Annotated in this window: 13 protein-coding genes; 6 read left to right on the top strand and 7 right to left on the bottom strand. The window is 61.7% G+C overall.

Annotation, left to right across the window (positions count from 1 at the left end; translation table 11 throughout):
- Positions 1 to 19: 19 nt before the first annotated feature.
- On the top strand, positions 20 to 1,303 hold the full coding sequence (locus tag BM160_RS04425; RefSeq protein WP_092001072.1) for a TRAP transporter large permease: 1,284 nt from the start codon (positions 20 to 22) through the stop codon (positions 1,301 to 1,303).
- A 99-nt stretch (positions 1,304 to 1,402) separates the two neighbouring features.
- On the opposite strand, the gene BM160_RS04420 is transcribed toward BM160_RS04425, so the two are convergent.
- From BM160_RS04420 to BM160_RS04410, 3 genes are read right to left on the bottom strand one after another with little or no spacing between them, the layout of a single operon-like run.
- Positions 1,403 to 2,518 (bottom strand): acyl-CoA dehydrogenase family protein, encoded by a 1,116-nt coding sequence (locus BM160_RS04420; RefSeq protein WP_092001069.1) that lies wholly within the window; start codon positions 2,516 to 2,518, stop codon positions 1,403 to 1,405.
- A 28-nt stretch (positions 2,519 to 2,546) separates the two neighbouring features.
- Entirely contained in the window at positions 2,547 to 3,728 is a 1,182-nt protein-coding gene (locus BM160_RS04415; protein ID WP_092001065.1) for an acyl-CoA dehydrogenase family protein, read from the bottom strand.
- Positions 3,729 to 3,778: 50 nt separating this feature from the next.
- Entirely contained in the window at positions 3,779 to 4,462 is a 684-nt protein-coding gene (locus tag BM160_RS04410; protein ID WP_092001061.1) for a YceH family protein, read from the bottom strand.
- A gap of 18 nt (positions 4,463 to 4,480) precedes the next feature.
- Between BM160_RS04410 and purN the strand changes: the two genes are divergently transcribed.
- Positions 4,481 to 5,065, top strand: a complete 585-nt coding sequence (gene purN / locus BM160_RS04405; RefSeq protein ID WP_092001058.1) for a phosphoribosylglycinamide formyltransferase — start codon at positions 4,481 to 4,483, stop codon at positions 5,063 to 5,065.
- A gap of 135 nt (positions 5,066 to 5,200) precedes the next feature.
- Positions 5,201 to 5,755, top strand: coding sequence for a fasciclin domain-containing protein (locus BM160_RS04400; RefSeq protein ID WP_092001055.1), 555 nt, complete (start codon positions 5,201 to 5,203; stop codon positions 5,753 to 5,755).
- Positions 5,756 to 5,812: 57 nt separating this feature from the next.
- On the opposite strand, the gene mdeB is transcribed toward BM160_RS04400, so the two are convergent.
- Together mdeB and BM160_RS04390 are read right to left on the bottom strand one after the other, a co-directional pair.
- Complete coding sequence (mdeB, locus tag BM160_RS04395; protein ID WP_092001283.1) at positions 5,813 to 8,500, bottom strand: alpha-ketoglutarate dehydrogenase; 2,688 nt, start codon at positions 8,498 to 8,500, stop codon at positions 5,813 to 5,815.
- A gap of 99 nt (positions 8,501 to 8,599) precedes the next feature.
- The gene (locus BM160_RS04390; protein WP_177218904.1) at positions 8,600 to 10,444 is read right to left on the bottom strand and encodes a sensor domain-containing diguanylate cyclase; all 1,845 of its coding nucleotides are present in this window, start codon (positions 10,442 to 10,444) and stop codon (positions 8,600 to 8,602) included.
- Between the two features lie 178 nt (positions 10,445 to 10,622).
- Here BM160_RS04390 and BM160_RS04385 point away from each other — a divergent pair, with 178 nt between their 5' ends.
- The gene (locus tag BM160_RS04385) at positions 10,623 to 11,978 is read left to right on the top strand and encodes an esterase-like activity of phytase family protein (RefSeq protein WP_092001049.1); all 1,356 of its coding nucleotides are present in this window, start codon (positions 10,623 to 10,625) and stop codon (positions 11,976 to 11,978) included.
- 106 nt (positions 11,979 to 12,084) lie between these two features.
- On the opposite strand, the gene BM160_RS04380 is transcribed toward BM160_RS04385, so the two are convergent.
- Both BM160_RS04380 and BM160_RS04375 read right to left on the bottom strand, forming a co-directional pair.
- Positions 12,085 to 13,701, bottom strand: a complete 1,617-nt coding sequence (locus BM160_RS04380; RefSeq protein ID WP_092001046.1) for a peptide chain release factor 3 — start codon at positions 13,699 to 13,701, stop codon at positions 12,085 to 12,087.
- Between the two features lie 138 nt (positions 13,702 to 13,839).
- Positions 13,840 to 14,088, bottom strand: coding sequence for a DUF1653 domain-containing protein (locus BM160_RS04375; RefSeq protein ID WP_092001043.1), 249 nt, complete (start codon positions 14,086 to 14,088; stop codon positions 13,840 to 13,842).
- A 55-nt stretch (positions 14,089 to 14,143) separates the two neighbouring features.
- Here BM160_RS04375 and BM160_RS04370 point away from each other — a divergent pair, with 55 nt between their 5' ends.
- Both BM160_RS04370 and BM160_RS04365 read left to right on the top strand, forming a co-directional pair.
- A complete protein-coding gene (locus tag BM160_RS04370; RefSeq protein ID WP_092001040.1) occupies positions 14,144 to 15,397 on the top strand; it encodes an RsmB/NOP family class I SAM-dependent RNA methyltransferase in 1,254 nt (417 codons plus the stop codon).
- Positions 15,398 to 15,596: 199 nt separating this feature from the next.
- Positions 15,597 to 16,796 carry a DesA family fatty acid desaturase gene (locus BM160_RS04365; RefSeq protein ID WP_092001038.1) on the top strand — a complete coding sequence of 400 codons (1,200 nt, stop codon included), beginning with the start codon at positions 15,597 to 15,599 and terminating at the stop codon, positions 16,794 to 16,796.
- Positions 16,797 to 16,813: the final 17 nt, after the last annotated feature.

Raw genomic sequence — 16,813 nt, 5'->3', positions numbered from 1 at the left:
TGATGAAGGCCTTTATTTCATGACACTCACACTCTTTATTGCCGCCGTCGTGCTGATGGCGTTGGGTTTCCCCGTGGCTTTCGCGCTGGCCATGTCGGCGGCGCTGGCCGTCTTCGTTGGCGGGCGCTATCCGCAGCTCATCGTCTTCAAGGAGATGTTCACCGGCATCGACAGCTTTCCGCTGATGGCCGTGCCCTTCTTCATTCTGGCCGCCGAGCTGATGTCGGGCGGCGCGCTGACGGCCGTGCTGCTGCGTTTTGCCGCCCAGTTCGTCGGCCACCTGCGCGGCGGCCTGGGTTATGCCAATGTGCTGTCGTTGACGCTGTTTTCGGGCATTTCCGGCTCGGCGTTGGCGGACGCTGCCGGCCCCGGCTCCATGATGGTCAGGATGATGGAAAAAGCCGGCTACTCGCGCGCCTATGCCGCCTCGCTGACGGCCAGCACCGCCATCGTCGGGCCCATCATTCCGCCCTCCATCGCGATGATTATTTACGCCATGCAGGACGAGCAGGTGTCGGTGGGCGGGCTGTTTATTGCCGGTTTCATTCCCGGCATTTTGATCGCCCTGGCCATGGCCTTTGTGAACTGGCGCGTCTGCCGCCAGCGCAACTACCGCTCCAGCGAGCCGCGCCCCTCGGCCCGCCAGATGTGGGTCAACAGCTTCAAGGCGATTCCGGCGCTGCTGCTGATCGTGCTGATTCTGGTCGGCATACGCTTTGGAATCTTCACGCCGACGGAGGCTTCGGTGGTCGCCGTGTTCTACGCGCTGGCCTGCGGCAAGTGGGTTTACCGCACGCTGGAGTGGAAGGCCTTGCCGGCCATCGCGGCGCGCTCGGCCTTGCTGACCGCCTCGGTGCTGATGGTGATGGCGGCGTCCGCGGCCTTTGCCTGGGTGCTGACGGTGGAAGGCGTGCCGCAGGCGGTGTCGCAAGCGATTGTGGGCTGGAACCTGTCGCCCTGGACCTTTCTGATCGCGGTCAACATCTTGCTGCTGATCTTTGGCATCTTCATGGAGCCGCTGCCCGGCATCATGATTCTGGTGCCCATACTGGCGCCGATTTCCGCCGCGCTGGGCATAGACCCGATTCACTTCGCCATGGTGGTGATCGTCAACCTGACCCTGGGCATGATCACGCCGCCGGTGGGCGGGCTGCTGTTTGTCACGGCGGTGGCGACCCGGGTGTCCATGGCCGAACTCACGCGCGAGCTGCCGCCATTCCTGTTGGCGCATCTGGTGGTGCTGATGCTGCTGACCTTTGTGCCCGCCATCTCGACCTGGCTGCCGCACGTGCTGGGCTTTTAGGCCGGGCAAAAAAATGCCAGCGCGAGGCTGGCATAGGGCTTGAGTGCAGCAGGGCCGGCGCATTGAATGGCGCCGGCCCTGCTTTGTTTCAAGCCTGTTTCAGGCGAAAACGCCGGCGCTGTCCTGCATCTGGCGCGACACCTCGCCCAACTGGTGCAGGGTGTCGCCAAAGCTCATCTCCAGCTGGGTCAGTTTCTTGAAGTAATGGCTGACGATGTACTCGTCGGTCACGCCTATGCCGCCATGCAGCTGCACCGCCTGCTGGCCGACGAAGCGCATGGACACCCCCAGCTGGTACTTGGCCCTGGCCAGCGCGCGGCGCCGCTCCTCTAGCGGCGCATTGAGCTTGAGCGAGGCGTAGTAACTCATGGAGCGGGCCAGCTCCAGCTGCATCTTCATGTCGGCGACGCGATGGCGCAGCGCCTGAAAGCTCGCGATGGCCACGCCGAACTGCTTGCGCGTGTTCATGTACTCCACCGTCACCGCCAGCGTCTTGTCCATCACGCCGACTGCTTCGGCGCAACTGGCGGCAATGCCTATGTCCACCGCGTGTTCCAGCGCGCTCAAACCATCCAGCGTGATCAGGCTGGCCGGTGCATTGCTCAGCGTGACTTCTGCGGCGCGTCCGCCGTCCTGCGTGGCGTAGCCGCGCGTGGCCACGCCGGCCGCCGAGCGCTCGATCAGAAACAGCGCCATCTTGCCCTGAACCAGCGCCGGCACGATGAAGGCATCGGCCTGGTCGCCTGCGGGCACTATGCTTTTGGTAGCTGTCAGCGACCATGTATCCTGGGCTAGAGCCGCTTTTGCCTCGCATTTTTCAAAATGGTAGCGGGCTGCGCGCTCCTGGTAGGCCAGCACCACCAGGCTCTCGCCAGAAGCTATTTTTGGCAGCCAAGCCGACTGCAAGGCCTCGGGCGCGTAGCCGGCGAGCAGGGCGCCGGCGATCAGGGTCTGGGTCAAGGGCTCCAGCACCATGCCGCGTCCCAGTTCTTCCATCACCACCATGGCTTCCACCGGTCCCATGCCGAGCCCGCCTTGGGCCTCGGGAACATAGAGGCCGGTCAGGCCGAGTTCGGCCAGCTGGCCGTACGCTTCGCGAGAAAATCCGCCGCCCTTGACGATGGCGCGGCGGCGCTCGAAGTCGTAGCCCTTGTCCACCCATTTGCGCACCGCGTCGCGCAGTTGTTCCTGGTCGTCGGTGAAATCAAAATCCATGATGGCTTGTCCTTTAAATCTTGTGCACTTAACCGAGCACGAATTGCGCGACGATGTTGCGCTGCACCTCGTTGGAGCCGCCGTAAATCGTGGTCTTGCGCAGGTTGAAATAGCTGGCGGCCAGCGGCGCATTGGCCGGCACGCCACCGGGGAAGTCGCCTTGCCAGCCGGCCTCCATGGCTTCCTCGATAAAGGGCAGGCTGTAGGGGCCGGCGGCCAGCATCATCAGTTCGGCATAGCGCTGCTGGATTTCACTGCCCTTGATCTTGAGCAGGCCGGCAATATCCAGTGAATTCTTGCCCGATTTCTCGGCCGACAGCACGCGCAGCACCAGCATTTCCAGCGCCACCACGTCGACTTCCAGCTTGGCGATTTCGTCGCGAAAGCGAAGATCGTCATAAACGCCCTCGGTCTTGGCGATGCGCTTGAGGCGCTCCAGCTCGCGCTTGGAGCGATTGACGTCGGCGATATTGGTGCGCTCGTGGCTGAGCAGGTGCTTGGCGTAGGTCCAACCCTTGTTTTCCTCGCCGATCAGGTTCTCGGTCGGCACTTCCACGTTGTCAAACCAGACTTCATTGACCTCGGATTCACCCTCCAGCAGCTTGATGGGGCGCACCGTGACGCCGGGTGACTTCATGTCTATCAGCAAAAAGCTGATGCCGGTCTGCGGCTTGCCTTCGGTGCTGGTGCGCACCAGGCAGAAGATCCATTCACCGTACTGGCCCAGGGTGGTCCAGGTTTTCTGGCCATTGACGATGTATTTGTCGCCAACACGCTCGGCCCGACATTTGACCGAGGCCAGGTCGGAGCCCGCGCCCGGCTCGCTATAGCCCTGGCTCCACCAGACGTCGCCGCTGGCGATGCCGGGCAAAAAGCGCTGTTGCTGTTCGGCATTGCCAAAGGCCATGATGACGGGCGCCACCATCACCGGGCCAAAAGGCACGACGCGCGGTGCGCCGGCCCGCGCGCACTCTTCTTCAAACAAATGCTTTTGCACGGCGTTCCAGCCCGGGCCGCCAAACTCCTTGGGCCAGCCGTGGCCCAGCCAGCCCTTTTTGCCCAGAATCCTGGCCCAGCGCTGCATATCGTCGCGCGACAGGCGCAGGGCGTTGTGCACCTTGTGCGAAATATCGGCCGGCAGGTTGGCGGCAACCCAGGCGCGTATGTCTGCGCGAAACTTCTGCTCTTCAGGGGTGAAAGCTAAATCCATGAGGGGTTCTCCAGTGGGCTATTTTTAGCACGATCGTTCGCGCCAGCGTGTCAGGCTTGAGACAGTCCCAATTCCTTGTGCAAATGCGCCAGTTGCAACTGCAGTTGCGCTACCTGGCTTTCCAGCGCGGCCATGCGCTGCTGTAGGCGCTCGGCCTGGCCCAGGGAAACCGGTTCTGCTTCCGTCTCGATAGCGGCATCGCCTGCGCCGGCTTGTGAAAACGGCTGCAAAGACGGCTCACCGCTAAGCAAATGGGCCCAGCGCTGTTCGCGCATGCCGGCGGCCCGGGGCAGTTGCTGCACCAGGGCCGCGCCGCCGTCTTCGCTGCGGGTTTTCAGTTCGGCCAAGGCGTCTTCCACGCTGGCGATGTCGGCAAACTTGTACCAGCGCTCGCTGTTGGTGCGCAGCTCGCCCGGCGTTTGCGGCCCGCGCAGCATCAGCAGGCCCAGCAGCACGGCCTGCGGCTCGCTCACGCCAAAGCCGCGCTGGAAATTGTGCTCAAAGCGCGGCACCCGGCTGGAACTGGCTTCAAACACCAGGCTGCAGGCCTTGAGCGCGTCGATTGCCTGCTGCGCCTCGGATTCGGACAGCTCCATCACCGGGTCGCGGCTGGTTTTCTGGTTGCAGCCCAGCAGCAAGGCATTGAGCGACAAGGGGTAGCTGTCGGGGACGGTGCGGGTCTTTTCCATCAGGGTGGCCAACACGCGGGTTTCATTCGGGGTAAGTGCTCTCATGGCGATAATCTTAGAACAATGAAAAACATCGTGATCCTGATTTCGGGAAGCGGCTCCAATATGGCCGCCATTGCCCGAGCGGCGCAAAAAGAGGCCTGGCAGGCGAAGTGGGGCGTGCGGGTGGCCGCCGTCATCAGCAACAAGGCGGATGCGCCCGGCTTGGCCCTGGCCAGCGGCCTGGGACTGGCCACCGAGGTCTTGCCGCACCAGAGCTTTGACTCGCGCGAGGCCTTTGATGCGGCGCTGATGGCGCGCATAGACCACCATGCGCCCGCGCTGGTGGTGCTGGCGGGCTTTATGCGCATACTCACGCCGGGTTTTGTGCAGCATTACGCCGGCCGGCTGATCAACATCCATCCTTCGCTGCTGCCGGCCTTCACCGGCCTGAACACGCACCAGCGCGCCATAGACGCAGGCTGCCAGGTGGCGGGTGCCACCGTGCACCAGGTGACGGCCGAGCTGGACCATGGCGACATCCTGGCGCAGGCCGTGGTGCCGCTGCTGCCTGGCGACACGGCGCAAGCGCTGGCGGCCCGTGTGCTGACGCAGGAGCACCTGATCTTTCCGCAAGCCGTGCGGGCTTTTTTCGCCTCCCGGGGCTGAGGCGCTGCTGGGGTTCTGCTTAATTATTTCTTGCGCTTCTTGAATCCAGTCCTTCATCGGGCCCGTATTCATGACAGCCGCTTGGAAATCATTCCGATTCCGGCTGATGTTTTAAATCAAGCTAAAGGAATTCATATGCAGACCCAACACAAACTGGCCTCCATCGGCCTGGCCATCACGCTGTCCCTCGCCGCTGCCTCGTCGTTTGCCCAGGTGATGGTGGGCGGCGCGGCCATGTACCCCAGCAAGGACATCATAGATAACGCCGTCAACTCCAAAGACCACACCACGCTGGTGGCCGCCGTGAAAGCCGCCGGCCTGGTGGAGACGCTCAAAGGCCCGGGTCCCTTCACCGTGTTTGCGCCTACCAATGCGGCTTTTGCCGCCTTGCCGGCCGGCACGGTGGACACCCTGCTCAAGCCTGAAAACAAGGGCATGTTGACCGGCATCCTGACCTACCACGTGGTGGCCGGCAAGTGGGACGCCGCCGCCATCAGCAAGATGATTGCCGACGGCAAGGGCATGGCCGCCATCAAGACCGTGGCCGGCGGCACGCTGGTGGCCAAATCGGCTGGCGGCAAGCTCACAGTGACCGACGAAAAAGGCGGTGTGGCCACCGTGACGATTCCTGACGTCTACCAGTCCAACGGCGTCATCCACGTGGTGGACAAGGTGCTGCTGCCTAAATAAGCGCGGCGCAAGAAGCTAGACAAAAGCCCGTCGGTGCTTGATGCGCTCACGGGCTTTTTACGTTGACTTGAGCTGGTGCAACGCCGCCTTGGCGATGCTTCTGGCATTGACGCCGAAAAACTCGCGCAGCGCGGCCCGGGTGTCGCTGCGGCCGAAACCGTCGGTGCCCAGCGTCAGATAGCTGCGGCCTGCCGGCAGAAAGGCGCGAATGCTTTCCGGCACGGCGCGCACATAGTCGGTGGCGGCGATGATGGGGCCTTGGCTGCTGCGCAACTGCTGCGTGATGAAGGCCTCACGCGGCGCGCCATCACCGTTCAGCGCATCTTGCTGGCAGGCCGCGCCGTCGCGTGCCAGTTCGCTCCAGCTGGTCACGCTGTAAACCGTCGCCACTATGCCAAGTTCTGCCAGTTGCTGCGCGGCCTTGATGACCTCGGTCAAAATGGCGCCCGAGCCCAGCAAGGTGACGGTTTGGGTCACTTTCTTAAGCATTTCAGGGTTCTGGCCCTTGTCCGACAGGCGAAAGTAGCTATTGAATTGGTAGCAACCACGAATGATGTCGGCCTCCGCGCCTGGCCGCAAATCGGGCTGGGCGTAGTTTTCGTTCATCAGGGTCACGTAATAAAACACGTCTTGCTGTTCGGTCATCATCTCGCGCATGCCGCGGTCGATGATGACGGCCAGCTCGCCCGCAAAAGCCGGGTCGTAGGCCTTGCAGTTGGGAATGGTGGCGGCCGCCAGGTGGCTGGAGCCGTCCTGGTGCTGCAGGCCTTCGCCGCCCAGGGTGGTGCGGCCCGAGGTGGCGCCCAGCAAAAAGCCGCGGGCGCGCTGGTCGGCCGCGGCCCAGATCTGGTCGCCCACGCGCTGGAAGCCGAACATCGAGTAGTAAATATAAAAAGGCAGCATCGCCAGCCCGTGCACGCTGTAGCTGGTGGCGGCCGCCGTCCAGCTGGCCAGCGCGCCGGCTTCGCTGATGCCTTCTTCCAGGATCTGGCCGTCCAGCGCCTCGCGGTAGCTCAGCACCGAGCCTATGTCCTCGGGCGCGTATTTCTGGCCGACGCTGGAATAAATGCCGACCTGCTTGAACAGATTGGCCATGCCGAAGGTGCGCGCCTCATCGGCGACTATGGGCACGATCTTCGGCCCCAGCGCCGGGTCTTTCAGCAGGCCGCCCAGCATGCGCACAAAAGCCATGGTGGTGCTCATTTCCTTGCCGTCGGCGGCCAGCGCAAAGCCGGCGTAGGAGGGCAGGGCAGGGATGGCGATTTGTTCTGCCGTGGTTTCGCGCCTGGGCAGATAGCCGCCCAGCGCCTGGCGTTTGGCGTGCAGGTATTGCATCTCGGCGCTGTTGGCGTCCGGCTTGTAAAAATCTATACGCCTGGCCTGCTCGTCGCTGAGCGGCAGGTTGAAGCGGTTGCGAAATTCCAGCAGGTCGGTCTCGTCGAATTTCTTTTGCGAATGCGTGGTCATCTTGCCTTGGCCGGTGCTACCCATGCCATAGCCTTTTTTTGTGTGCGCCAGGATTACCGTGGGCTGGCCTTGGTGATTGGCGGCCGCTGCGTAGGCCGCATGGATTTTTACCAGGTCGTGGCCGCCGCGTTTGAGGCGATCGATCTGCTCGTCCGTCATTCCCTGCGCCAGCCGCGCCAGTTCTTCGTTCTGGCCGAAGAAGTTGTCGCGGTTGAAACGCCCGTCCTTGGCCGCAAAAGTCTGCATCTGGCCGTCCACGGTGTGGGCGAAGGCTTGCGTCAGGGCGCCGCTCAGGTCGCGGGCAAACAGGCCGTCCCAGTCGCTGCCCCAGACCAGCTTGATGACGTTCCAGCCGGCGCCTGCAAAGAGTTTTTCAAGCTCGTCGATGATGCGGCCGTTGCCGCGCACCGGTCCGTCCAGGCGCTGCAGATTGCAGTTGACGACCCAGACCAGGTTGTCCAGGCCTTCGCGCGCGGCCAGCGTCAGCGCGCTCATGGATTCGGGCTCGTCCATTTCGCCGTCGCCAAACACCCCCCAGACCTTGCGGCCGCTGCAATCGAGCAGGCGTCTATGCGTCAGGTAGCGCATGAAGCGCGCGTGGTAAATCGAGCTGATGGGCCCTATGCCCATGGAGCCGGTGGGGAACTGCCAGAAGTCCGGCATCAAATAGGGATGCGGGTAGCTGCACAGGCCTTGCGCCCCATGGCTGGGTGCGCTGAGTTCCTGGCGGTAAAACCCCAGATCTTTTTCGCTCAGCCGGCCTTCGAGGAAGGCGCGCGCATAAACGCCGGGGGCGCTGTGCGGCTGGAAAAACACCAAGTCGCCGCGGTGTTGCCCTTCGCCCGTGCCTTCGCGCGCGTGAAAGAAGTGGTTGAAGCCGGTTTCAAACAGATCGGCCGCACTGGCGTAACTGGCGATATGTCCGCCCAGTTCGGCCGAGCCGCCGGTCTCGGCCTGATTGGCGCGCACCACCATGGCCAGCGCATTCCAGCGCATCAAGGAGGCCAGGCGCTCTTCCAGCGCCAGGTCGCCCGGAAACACTGGTTGCTCATTCACGCCAATGGTGTTGACGTAGGGCGTGGACAGTTCGGGCCGCCAGCCGATGCGGCGCTCTCTGGCAAGAAGACTCAATTGCTCCAGCATCTGGCGTGCCCTGGCCAGGCCCTGGGTGGCTAGCAAGGCCTCAAAGGCATCCCGCCATTCGGCGGTTTCCTGCGGGTCGGGATCGACTGGGTTGCTGGCTGGCGCCGGGAGCGGCTGAGGTGTGGCGTGGTTCATGGCAGCAACCACTCTACGCAGTTTTGTGCCGGCGGTGTTGCCTTTTCTATCGGCCTGCTGCTTGGGCGCCAAGCGGCATGGCCGCGGCAAAGGGCGCGTTCAGCGATCCAGGCTGGCGGCCGTTTGCCTGGACAGTGCCGGATGCGAGGTCTCCAGCGCATTGATCTTCGCCATCAAATCTTCCCGCCGGCTGATGTCTTGCACCACCACAATCTCAGGCTCCAGCGCCGAATCGACAAACTGCACATGCCGCCTTGTTCCGCTGGACATGCTGTGCAAACGGCTTGTCAGCGCCTCCATCACTTGCTGGGCAGTTTGTGTAGTGGGCGTACCATGCCAGATGGCAATGCGCAGATTGAAGGTGCTCGGGTCGCCCCATTTTTGGGCGGCCCGCAGGCAGTCCGCCAGGATTCTGGTGGCAATCTCGGAGAGGGCGTCGCGGCTGATGGGGCCGTCGACCAGCATCATGAACTGGTTCTCGTCATAGCGAGCCGCGGTGTCCATATCGCGGGCAGCCCGGCGCAAAATTTCACCGATGCGGGAAAGCGCAAAACTGCGCTTTTGATCGCTCAATTCGTCATTGCTGGGACCCTGGTTGAGCCAGCGCAACATCAAGACGCCGCATTCCGACTTTTGCCGGCGTGCGCGCAGCAGCATTTGCGGCAGCCTGCCTTCAATGATGCGGGGCAGCATCAGGCCGCTGGCCGGGTCATAGGTCGCCAAGGCGGCGGCGCGGTGGTTGGAGAACAGCGCGGCCCGGCTGCGCCAGGCCAACACCAGGAAAACCCAGAGCAGGCCCAGCATGGCCGACAGCACGCCCGCAGCTTGCGCCGATTCAATGTTCAACACCCAGCCTGCGTTGTAGGAGAGCCGCGCCAGCATGGCCAGCGCTATCGGTGCCGCACCCAGCAATAGCTGGAGATTCCACGCCTGCCCCCGCAGCGACATCCAGACCAGGCTGCCCATGGTCATCAAAATGGCAAGCGCCAGCCACAGGTTGCGCAGGTTACGCGGCACCAGGTCCGGCTGGATAGCCACCAGGCATGCCATCAGCAAGCTGCTCACCGTGATGACGGCCAGCAGCTGGTAGATGCGCGGGTGGGCGCTCCTGGCGTAGCTGGCCTGGGCACAAAACCAGGCGGCAGCAGCCATGGTCAGCGCGGCCGAGACCCAGCCCATGACCTGGTTGAGATAGATGCTGTGCCGCCAGATGCGCCAGCCGCCGTAACCTATCACTACCAGCTGCGTGAACATCAGCGTCACCACCACGGCGCCAAACCACAGGAACACCTTGTTGCGCGCCATGCTGAAGGCGGCCAGGCAAAGCACGGCCAGAAGACTGAACATTCCCCACATCAGGCCTATCACCACGCCGACCCGGGATGCGCCATCGATGTACTCGATGGGCGTGAGCAGCATGGGCCGCTCGGTGATGGGCTTGTGATGCTCAAAGCGCAGGAAGTAAATGGGTGCCAGATCGCTGCGTGACTGCAGCTCGAAGCTGGGAACGCGGGTGCGTAAAGCCCAGTCTGCGGGCGCAATCGCCTGGCCGGCCGAATGGACTTTCCAGCCGCCCTGAGGATCACGTGAATAAAGGCTTACCTTGAAGATCGCCCGGCCCGGCAGCCGGATAAACCAGGTCTGCAGGCTGGGGGTAAGCGGCAGCGCGAAGCGGGCCCAAACCTCTTGTTTGTCCGAGGTGGGAAGCGTGGTGTCGTCCGTATAAGGCTGAAAGTTCCACGACCCGGCAGTGGGGCTGTCGGCGCTCAAGACCTCAGGCGATGCGACCGAACCTTTGGGCACCGCCACCCATTGCAGCGGCTGGCTCAGCGCAATCCTGGCGCTGCTTTCATACAGGTGGTCAAAGGCCTGTGCATGGGCTGCGCCAAAGAAGGCGCAGAGCAGTGTGAGGAAAAAACCGAGCAGGTTTGCTTTTCGGGACATCCGCATAGCTTATGGCAAAAAGCGCGACCTGCCCTGCAGGGCTGCAGTCTGTTGTCCCAGAAAGGGCGTGGTGCTGGCGATCAAAAGCGCATTTTGTAATCAGGGCGTCACATGAATTGCTGAGCATGCACTCCTCATCAACTGTGGATTGCACATGCCTTCTTCCTGTTCTGCCCTCATGCGGCATCTGGCTTTCAAATCGATTTTCTCCGCCTTGGCCGCCGCCGCGCTGGTCTCGCCGCTGCAGGCCCAGACCGCTTTTCCCGCTACCTTAGCCGGCCACGTGGTGATGCCCGCCAAGTCTTTCATCGCGGCACCCAAAGACGCGCCGCAAGACCTGAAGATCAGCGGGAAATTTTCTAACGGCAAGCGCGTCGAGGCCGTGGCGTCGGTCGAGGGCTTGTCCGCCGGCCGGCCTACCGGCGTGTCGCTGCCTTTCAAGGGCCAGCCCTTGCAAGGTCACTCAGGCATCAAGAAAATGCCAGACGGCAGCTTCTGGATCATCACGGACAACGGTTTTGGCGCCAAGGCCAATTCGCCCGATTCCATGCTCTACCTGAACCGCTACAACATCGATTTCAAGACCGGTGCCATGAAGCGGCTGGAAACCATATTCCTGCACGACCCCGATAAAAAAGTGCCGTTTCGCATCGTTCACGAAGGCACGAAAAAGCGCTATCTGACCGGCAGCGACTTCGACACCGAAAGCTTCCAGTTTGCCGGCGGCGCCCTGTGGATTGGTGACGAGTTCGGCCCCTTTCTGATCAAGGCCGATCTCAAGGGCAAGGTGCTGGCGGTGTTTGACACCCTGGTCGACGGCAAGGTGGTGCGCTCGCCGGATCACCCGGCCGTGACCACGCCGGGCGCGCCAGGCGGCGCGGTGGATTTCCAGGTGCGGCGCTCCAAGGGGTTTGAAGGCATGGCTTCGTCCAAAGACGGCAGCAAGCTCTATGCCTTGCTGGAGGGTGCGGTGTGGGATGGCGCCAGCAAAGCCAATGAAAACCTGGACGGCAAGGATTACCTGCGCGTGCTGGAGTTTGATGTGAAGCGCGAAGCCTGGACCGGCCGCCACTGGAAGTACCTGCTGGAAAACAATGCGCACGCGATTGGCGACTTCAACATGATCGACGGCACGACGGGCCTCATCATAGAGCGCGACAACGGCGAAGGCACGGCCGACAAGGCTTGCCCGGAAGGCCAGAAGCGCAGCGACTGCTTTCATGACCTCGCCAAATTCAAACGGGTCTATAAGGTCGAGCTGAGCGATGCCAACGTCGGCGGCGCCGTGCGAAAAATAGGCTACATAGATCTGATGGCGATTGCCGACCCGGCCAAGCTGGCGCGCAAGCCGCTGAACAACGGCGTGTTGACCTTCCCCTTCTTCACGATTGAAAACGTCGATGTGGTGGATGGCACGCACATCGTGGTCGGCAATGACAACAATCTGCCCTTCTCCAGCAGCCGCGAGCCCAACAAGGCGGACGACAACGAGCTGGTGTTGCTGGAAGTGGCGGATTTTCTGAACGCCAAATGAGATAGGCCCGCCACGCGCAACTTGTGCGGGCCATGAAAAAAGCGCAAAAAGCTATTATTTTGATAGCTGCTTGCGCTCGTTTTGATTGGGCTGGCGCCCTAAAGCATTACATTTTTGACTGGAACACCAGTCCGGCGTGTTCGCGCAGCGCATGGAACTTGATCTTGGGCCATTGCTGTTCGACGGCGCGCAAGGTGGCGCTGTGATCGACCAGCAGGGTAGGGGCATCCACCGCATCGAGCGCTACGCGATGCGCGTTGGCATCCATGAATTTCTTCAACTCGTTGGCGTCTTCGCTGGTGACCCAGCGCGCCAGGTTGAAGTTGCTGCCCATGATACGGGCCTTGACGCCGTATTCATGTTCCAGGCGGTGAGCGACCACTTCAAACTGCAGCTGGCCGACGGCACCCAGCAGCAGCAATGAGCCGGCAATCGGGCGGAACACCTGGATCGCGCCTTCTTCGCCAAGCTGCGTCAGGCCGGCGCGCAACTGCTTGCTGCGCAGCGGATCGGCCACTTCCACAGCGCGGAACATTTCCGGCGCGAAAAAGGGCAGGCCGGTGAACTGCAGCGCTTCGCCCTCGGTCAAGGTGTCGCCGAGCTGCAGCACGCCGTGATTCGGGATACCTATGATGTCGCCGGCAAATGCAGTGTCCAGCAGCTCGCGGCGCTGGCTCATGAAGCTGACCACGGTGTTGGGCCGCAACTCCTTGCCGCTGCGCACCACCTTCAGGCGCATCCCGCGCGTGAACTCGCCGCTGGCGACGCGCAAAAAGGCGATGCGGTCGCGGTGCGCCGGGTCCATATTGGCCTGGATCTTGAACACCACGCCGGAGAATTTCTTTTCCTCGGGCTTGACGATGCGCTGCATGGACGGGCGTTCGGCGGGGGCCGGTGCTAGGTCGACCAGCGCGTCCAGCACTTCCTGCACGCCGAAGTTGTTGATGGCCGAGCCGAAGAACATGGGCGTCTGTTTGCCGCTGAGAAAGTCTTCTCGGCTGAATTCAGGCGAGGCGCCGTTGAGCAGTTCGAGCTCGTCCTGCGCCTGCGTGAATTCGGCGCCGAAGCGCTTGCTGGCTTCGGCATTGTCCAGGCCGGCCAGGATTTCATCGTCGCCGCCGGCCTTGTCTTCGCCGGGGCTGAAGACGCGCATGCGTTTTTCGCGGCGGTCGAACACGCCGTGAAAAAGCTTGCCCATGCCGACCGGCCAGGTGAAGGGCACGACGGTCATGCCCAGCTCCTGCTCGATCTCGTCCATCACGCTCATGGGGTCTTGCACCTCGCGGTCCATCTTGTTGACAAAGGTCAGGATGGGCGTATTGCGGGCGCGGCAGACCTGCAGCAGGCGACGGGTTTGCGGCTCGACGCCGTTGGCCGCGTCAATCACCATCAGCGCCGCATCGACGGCGGTCAGCACGCGGTAGGTGTCTTCCGAGAAGTCCTGGTGGCCGGGGGTGTCCAGCAGGTTGATGACGCAATCGCGGTATTCCATCTGCATGACCGAGCTGGCCACCGAGATACCGCGCTGCTTTTCAATCTCCATCCAGTCGGAAGTAGCGTGGCGCGCGGCCTTGCGCGCCTTGACACTGCCGGCGATCTGGATCGCGCCCGAGAACAGCAAGAGCTTTTCGGTCAGCGTGGTTTTACCCGCGTCGGGGTGGGAAATGATGGCAAACGTGCGGCGGCGCTTGACCTGTTTGGCGATTTCGGTGGTTTCGGACATAACCCACGATTATCGGTGACATGACATACCCCCACGCTTTTGGCTACGCCGCTTTTGGAGAACACTGCGTTTAATGCGCTGCCCCAAGGGGGTTGGCCTTGCTTGGGGCGGCCCGGCGCTGTGGCCGCTGCATCCAAGTTACTCCGGCACTGAGTCGGCTTGTTTCGCGAAACGCGGCTGGCGCAGGCCCTCAATCACCACTTCTTCATTGAACATGGCGGCCGGCCGCACCCACAGTCCTCGCTCGCCGTAGAGCGCCCGGTACAAGGTCATGGGTTCAAGGTTTTCACTGTGGCGCACCGTGCCCACCACTTCATAAAGCATGCCTTTGTAGTGACGGTACAGGCCGGGCGGGGTTTCTATCAGTGGGGGAAGCAGGTCTGGCATGGTCAATCAAGGCCGAAGAAAGCTGCCAAAGGGCGGCAGTGGGACAATAGGGGCTATGCATCCTAACGCCTTACTCGATTGTTGTTCCGAGCTGCTCAAGCAGGTTCTTAAATTTGACCATCCCGCCGACATGGTGGTTTCACGCTATTTTCGCGACATGCGCCTGGGTCCGCGCGAGCGCGGCACCGTTGCCGAAACGATTTATGGCGTGCTGCGCAAAAAGAATCTCTATACCTATCTGGCTCAGCACGGCAGTGGCGCGCCCGAGCGCCGGCTGGCGATTCTGGGTTTTGCCGGGCCTCGTGACTTCCTCTTGGGGGCCTTGACCGACCAGGAAGAAGACTGGCTGGGCCGTTGCGACCAGGTCAAGCCTGCGGATTTGATGGAGTTGCACCGCCACAACCTGCCGCAGTGGCTGGTCGAGCCGCTCAAGGAACAGCTGGGCGATGATTTCTGGCCGCTGGTGGAAAGTCTCAATGCCACCGCCGGACTCGATCTTCGCGTCAATACCTTGAAGGATAAACGGGCTGAAATCCAGAAGGAGCTTACGCGTTTTGCTCTTAAAACTGTAGCAACACCGTATTCACCCTGGGGCTTGCGGCTGGCCGATAAGTCGCAGCTGGGCAAGCTGGACGCCTTCACGCGCGGCGCCATCGAGGTGCAGGATGAAGGTTCGCAGCTGTTGGCCCTGCTGGTCGATGCCAAGCGCGGCGAAATGGTGGTGGATTTTTGTGCCGGCGCGGGCGGCAAGACGCTAGCCCTGGGCGCATCCATGCGCAATACCGGTCGTCTGTACGCCTTTGACACCTCTGGCCACCGGCTGGCGGCGCTCAAGCCGCGGCTGGCGCGCAGCGGTCTGTCCAACGTTCATCCGGTCGCCATTGCCCATGAGCGCGACGACCGTATCAAGCGCTTGGCTGGCAAGATAGACCGGGTGCTGGTGGACGCGCCTTGCTCGGGTTTGGGCACCTTGCGGCGCAATCCCGATCTGAAATGGCGGCAAAACCCCAAGGCGATTGAAGAGCTGGTGGTCAAGCAGACGGCCATTTTGCAAAGCGCGGCACGCCTGCTCAAGCCGGGCGGGCGGCTGGTTTATGCCACTTGCAGTATTTTGCGCCAGGAAAATGAGGCCATTGCCGAGGCCTTTGGTGCGGCAAATAAAGAGTTCAACGTCCTTGAAGCGGGGCCTTTGTTGACCCATCTAGGGGTAGAACATGCCGAAAAGCTTTGCCGCGGACCCTACCTCCGGCTCTGGCCATACCTGCACCAGACGGATGGGTTTTTTGCAGCGGTTTGGCAAAAGGCATGAGATTTTTGGTGACAGTTAGCTACAAATAGACCGACGTTGCTTGATTGATGTCAAGATTTTCGAGTTTTTCGTCATCACGGTTACATCCCCGAATATTTGGTGTTTGGGGATGATCGACTTATAATTAGGGGTTGTCTGGTGCAGCCTATGGAGACGCCTTTTGAATCGGTGGCTGGTGCAGATTGTTTAAAGGACTTTTATGATCTTTTTTGATGCCGCCCTAGACTGGCTGGCTCATGGCTTGGTTGCTGCCAGCTGGTGGCAAATTGTGCTGTACACCCTGGTGACTACGCACATCACGATTGTCAGCGTGACGCTTTACTTGCACCGCCATCAGGCGCACCGCGCCATGGACTTGCACGCCATTCCTTCACATTTTTTCCGCTTCTGGCTCTGGCTGGGAACTGGCCAGGTCACCAAGGAATGGGTGGCCGTGCATCGCAAGCACCACGCCAAGTGCGAAACCATGGAAGATCCGCACAGCCCCCAGGCGCATGGCATCAAAACCGTGTTCTGGACCGGTGCTGAGCTCTATCGCGCCGAGACCAAAAACAAGGAAACCTTGAGCAAATTCGGTCATGGCACGCCCAATGACTGGGTCGAACGCAATGTGTATACGCGCTACAGCTGGCAAGGCGTTGGCTTGATGATGATCATCAATCTGGCTTTGTTCGGCGTGGCTGGCTTGGCCGTCTGGGCGGTTCAGATGGTCTGGATTCCCGTGACTGCGGCCGGCATCATCAATGGCATTGGCCACTACTGGGGCTATCGCAACTTTGAAGCACCTGATGCCAGTACCAACATTTCGCCCTGGGGCATTGTGATTGGCGGCGAAGAGCTGCATAACAACCACCACACCTATCCCACATCGGCCAAGTTCTCGGTCAAGCCTTATGAGTTTGACATCGGCTGGCTTTATATCCGCGCCATGCAGGCTGTGGGCCTGGCTTCTGTCAAGAAGGTGCCGCCAAGGTTGCGGCTGGGTGCCATTCAGCCTGTGGCTGATGAGAGAACGCTGGAAGCGCTGATCGCTCACCGTTACGAGGTGATGGCTGGCTTTGCCCGCGAGCTGCGGCGTGTTGGCAAGGCAGAGCTTGCGCTGCTGGAGGCCAAGAAAGCCGACGTGTCTGTGTTGCGTGCCGCCAATCGCTGGTTGCACCGCGATGATGACAAGGTGCCCGCAGTGGCCAAGCCGCATCTGGCTCAGGCCAGGGCTGAGCATCCGGTGCTGGACAAAATGGTCGTCATGCGCGAAGAGTTGCGCCAGATGTGGCTAAGCAAGTCGGCATCGCGCGAGCAACTGGCGTCTGACCTGCAGGCCTGGTGCCACCGCGCCGAAGAAAGCGGTATTGCCGCACTGCGCGAGTTCTCTATGAAGTTGCGCGCTGCTCGCAGCTGATCTGTACTGAACAATCC

This window comes from Polaromonas sp. OV174 (assembly GCF_900112285.1).
GTDB lineage: Bacteria > Pseudomonadota > Gammaproteobacteria > Burkholderiales > Burkholderiaceae_C > Polaromonas.
This window is presented reverse-complemented; position numbering and strand designations above follow the sequence as displayed.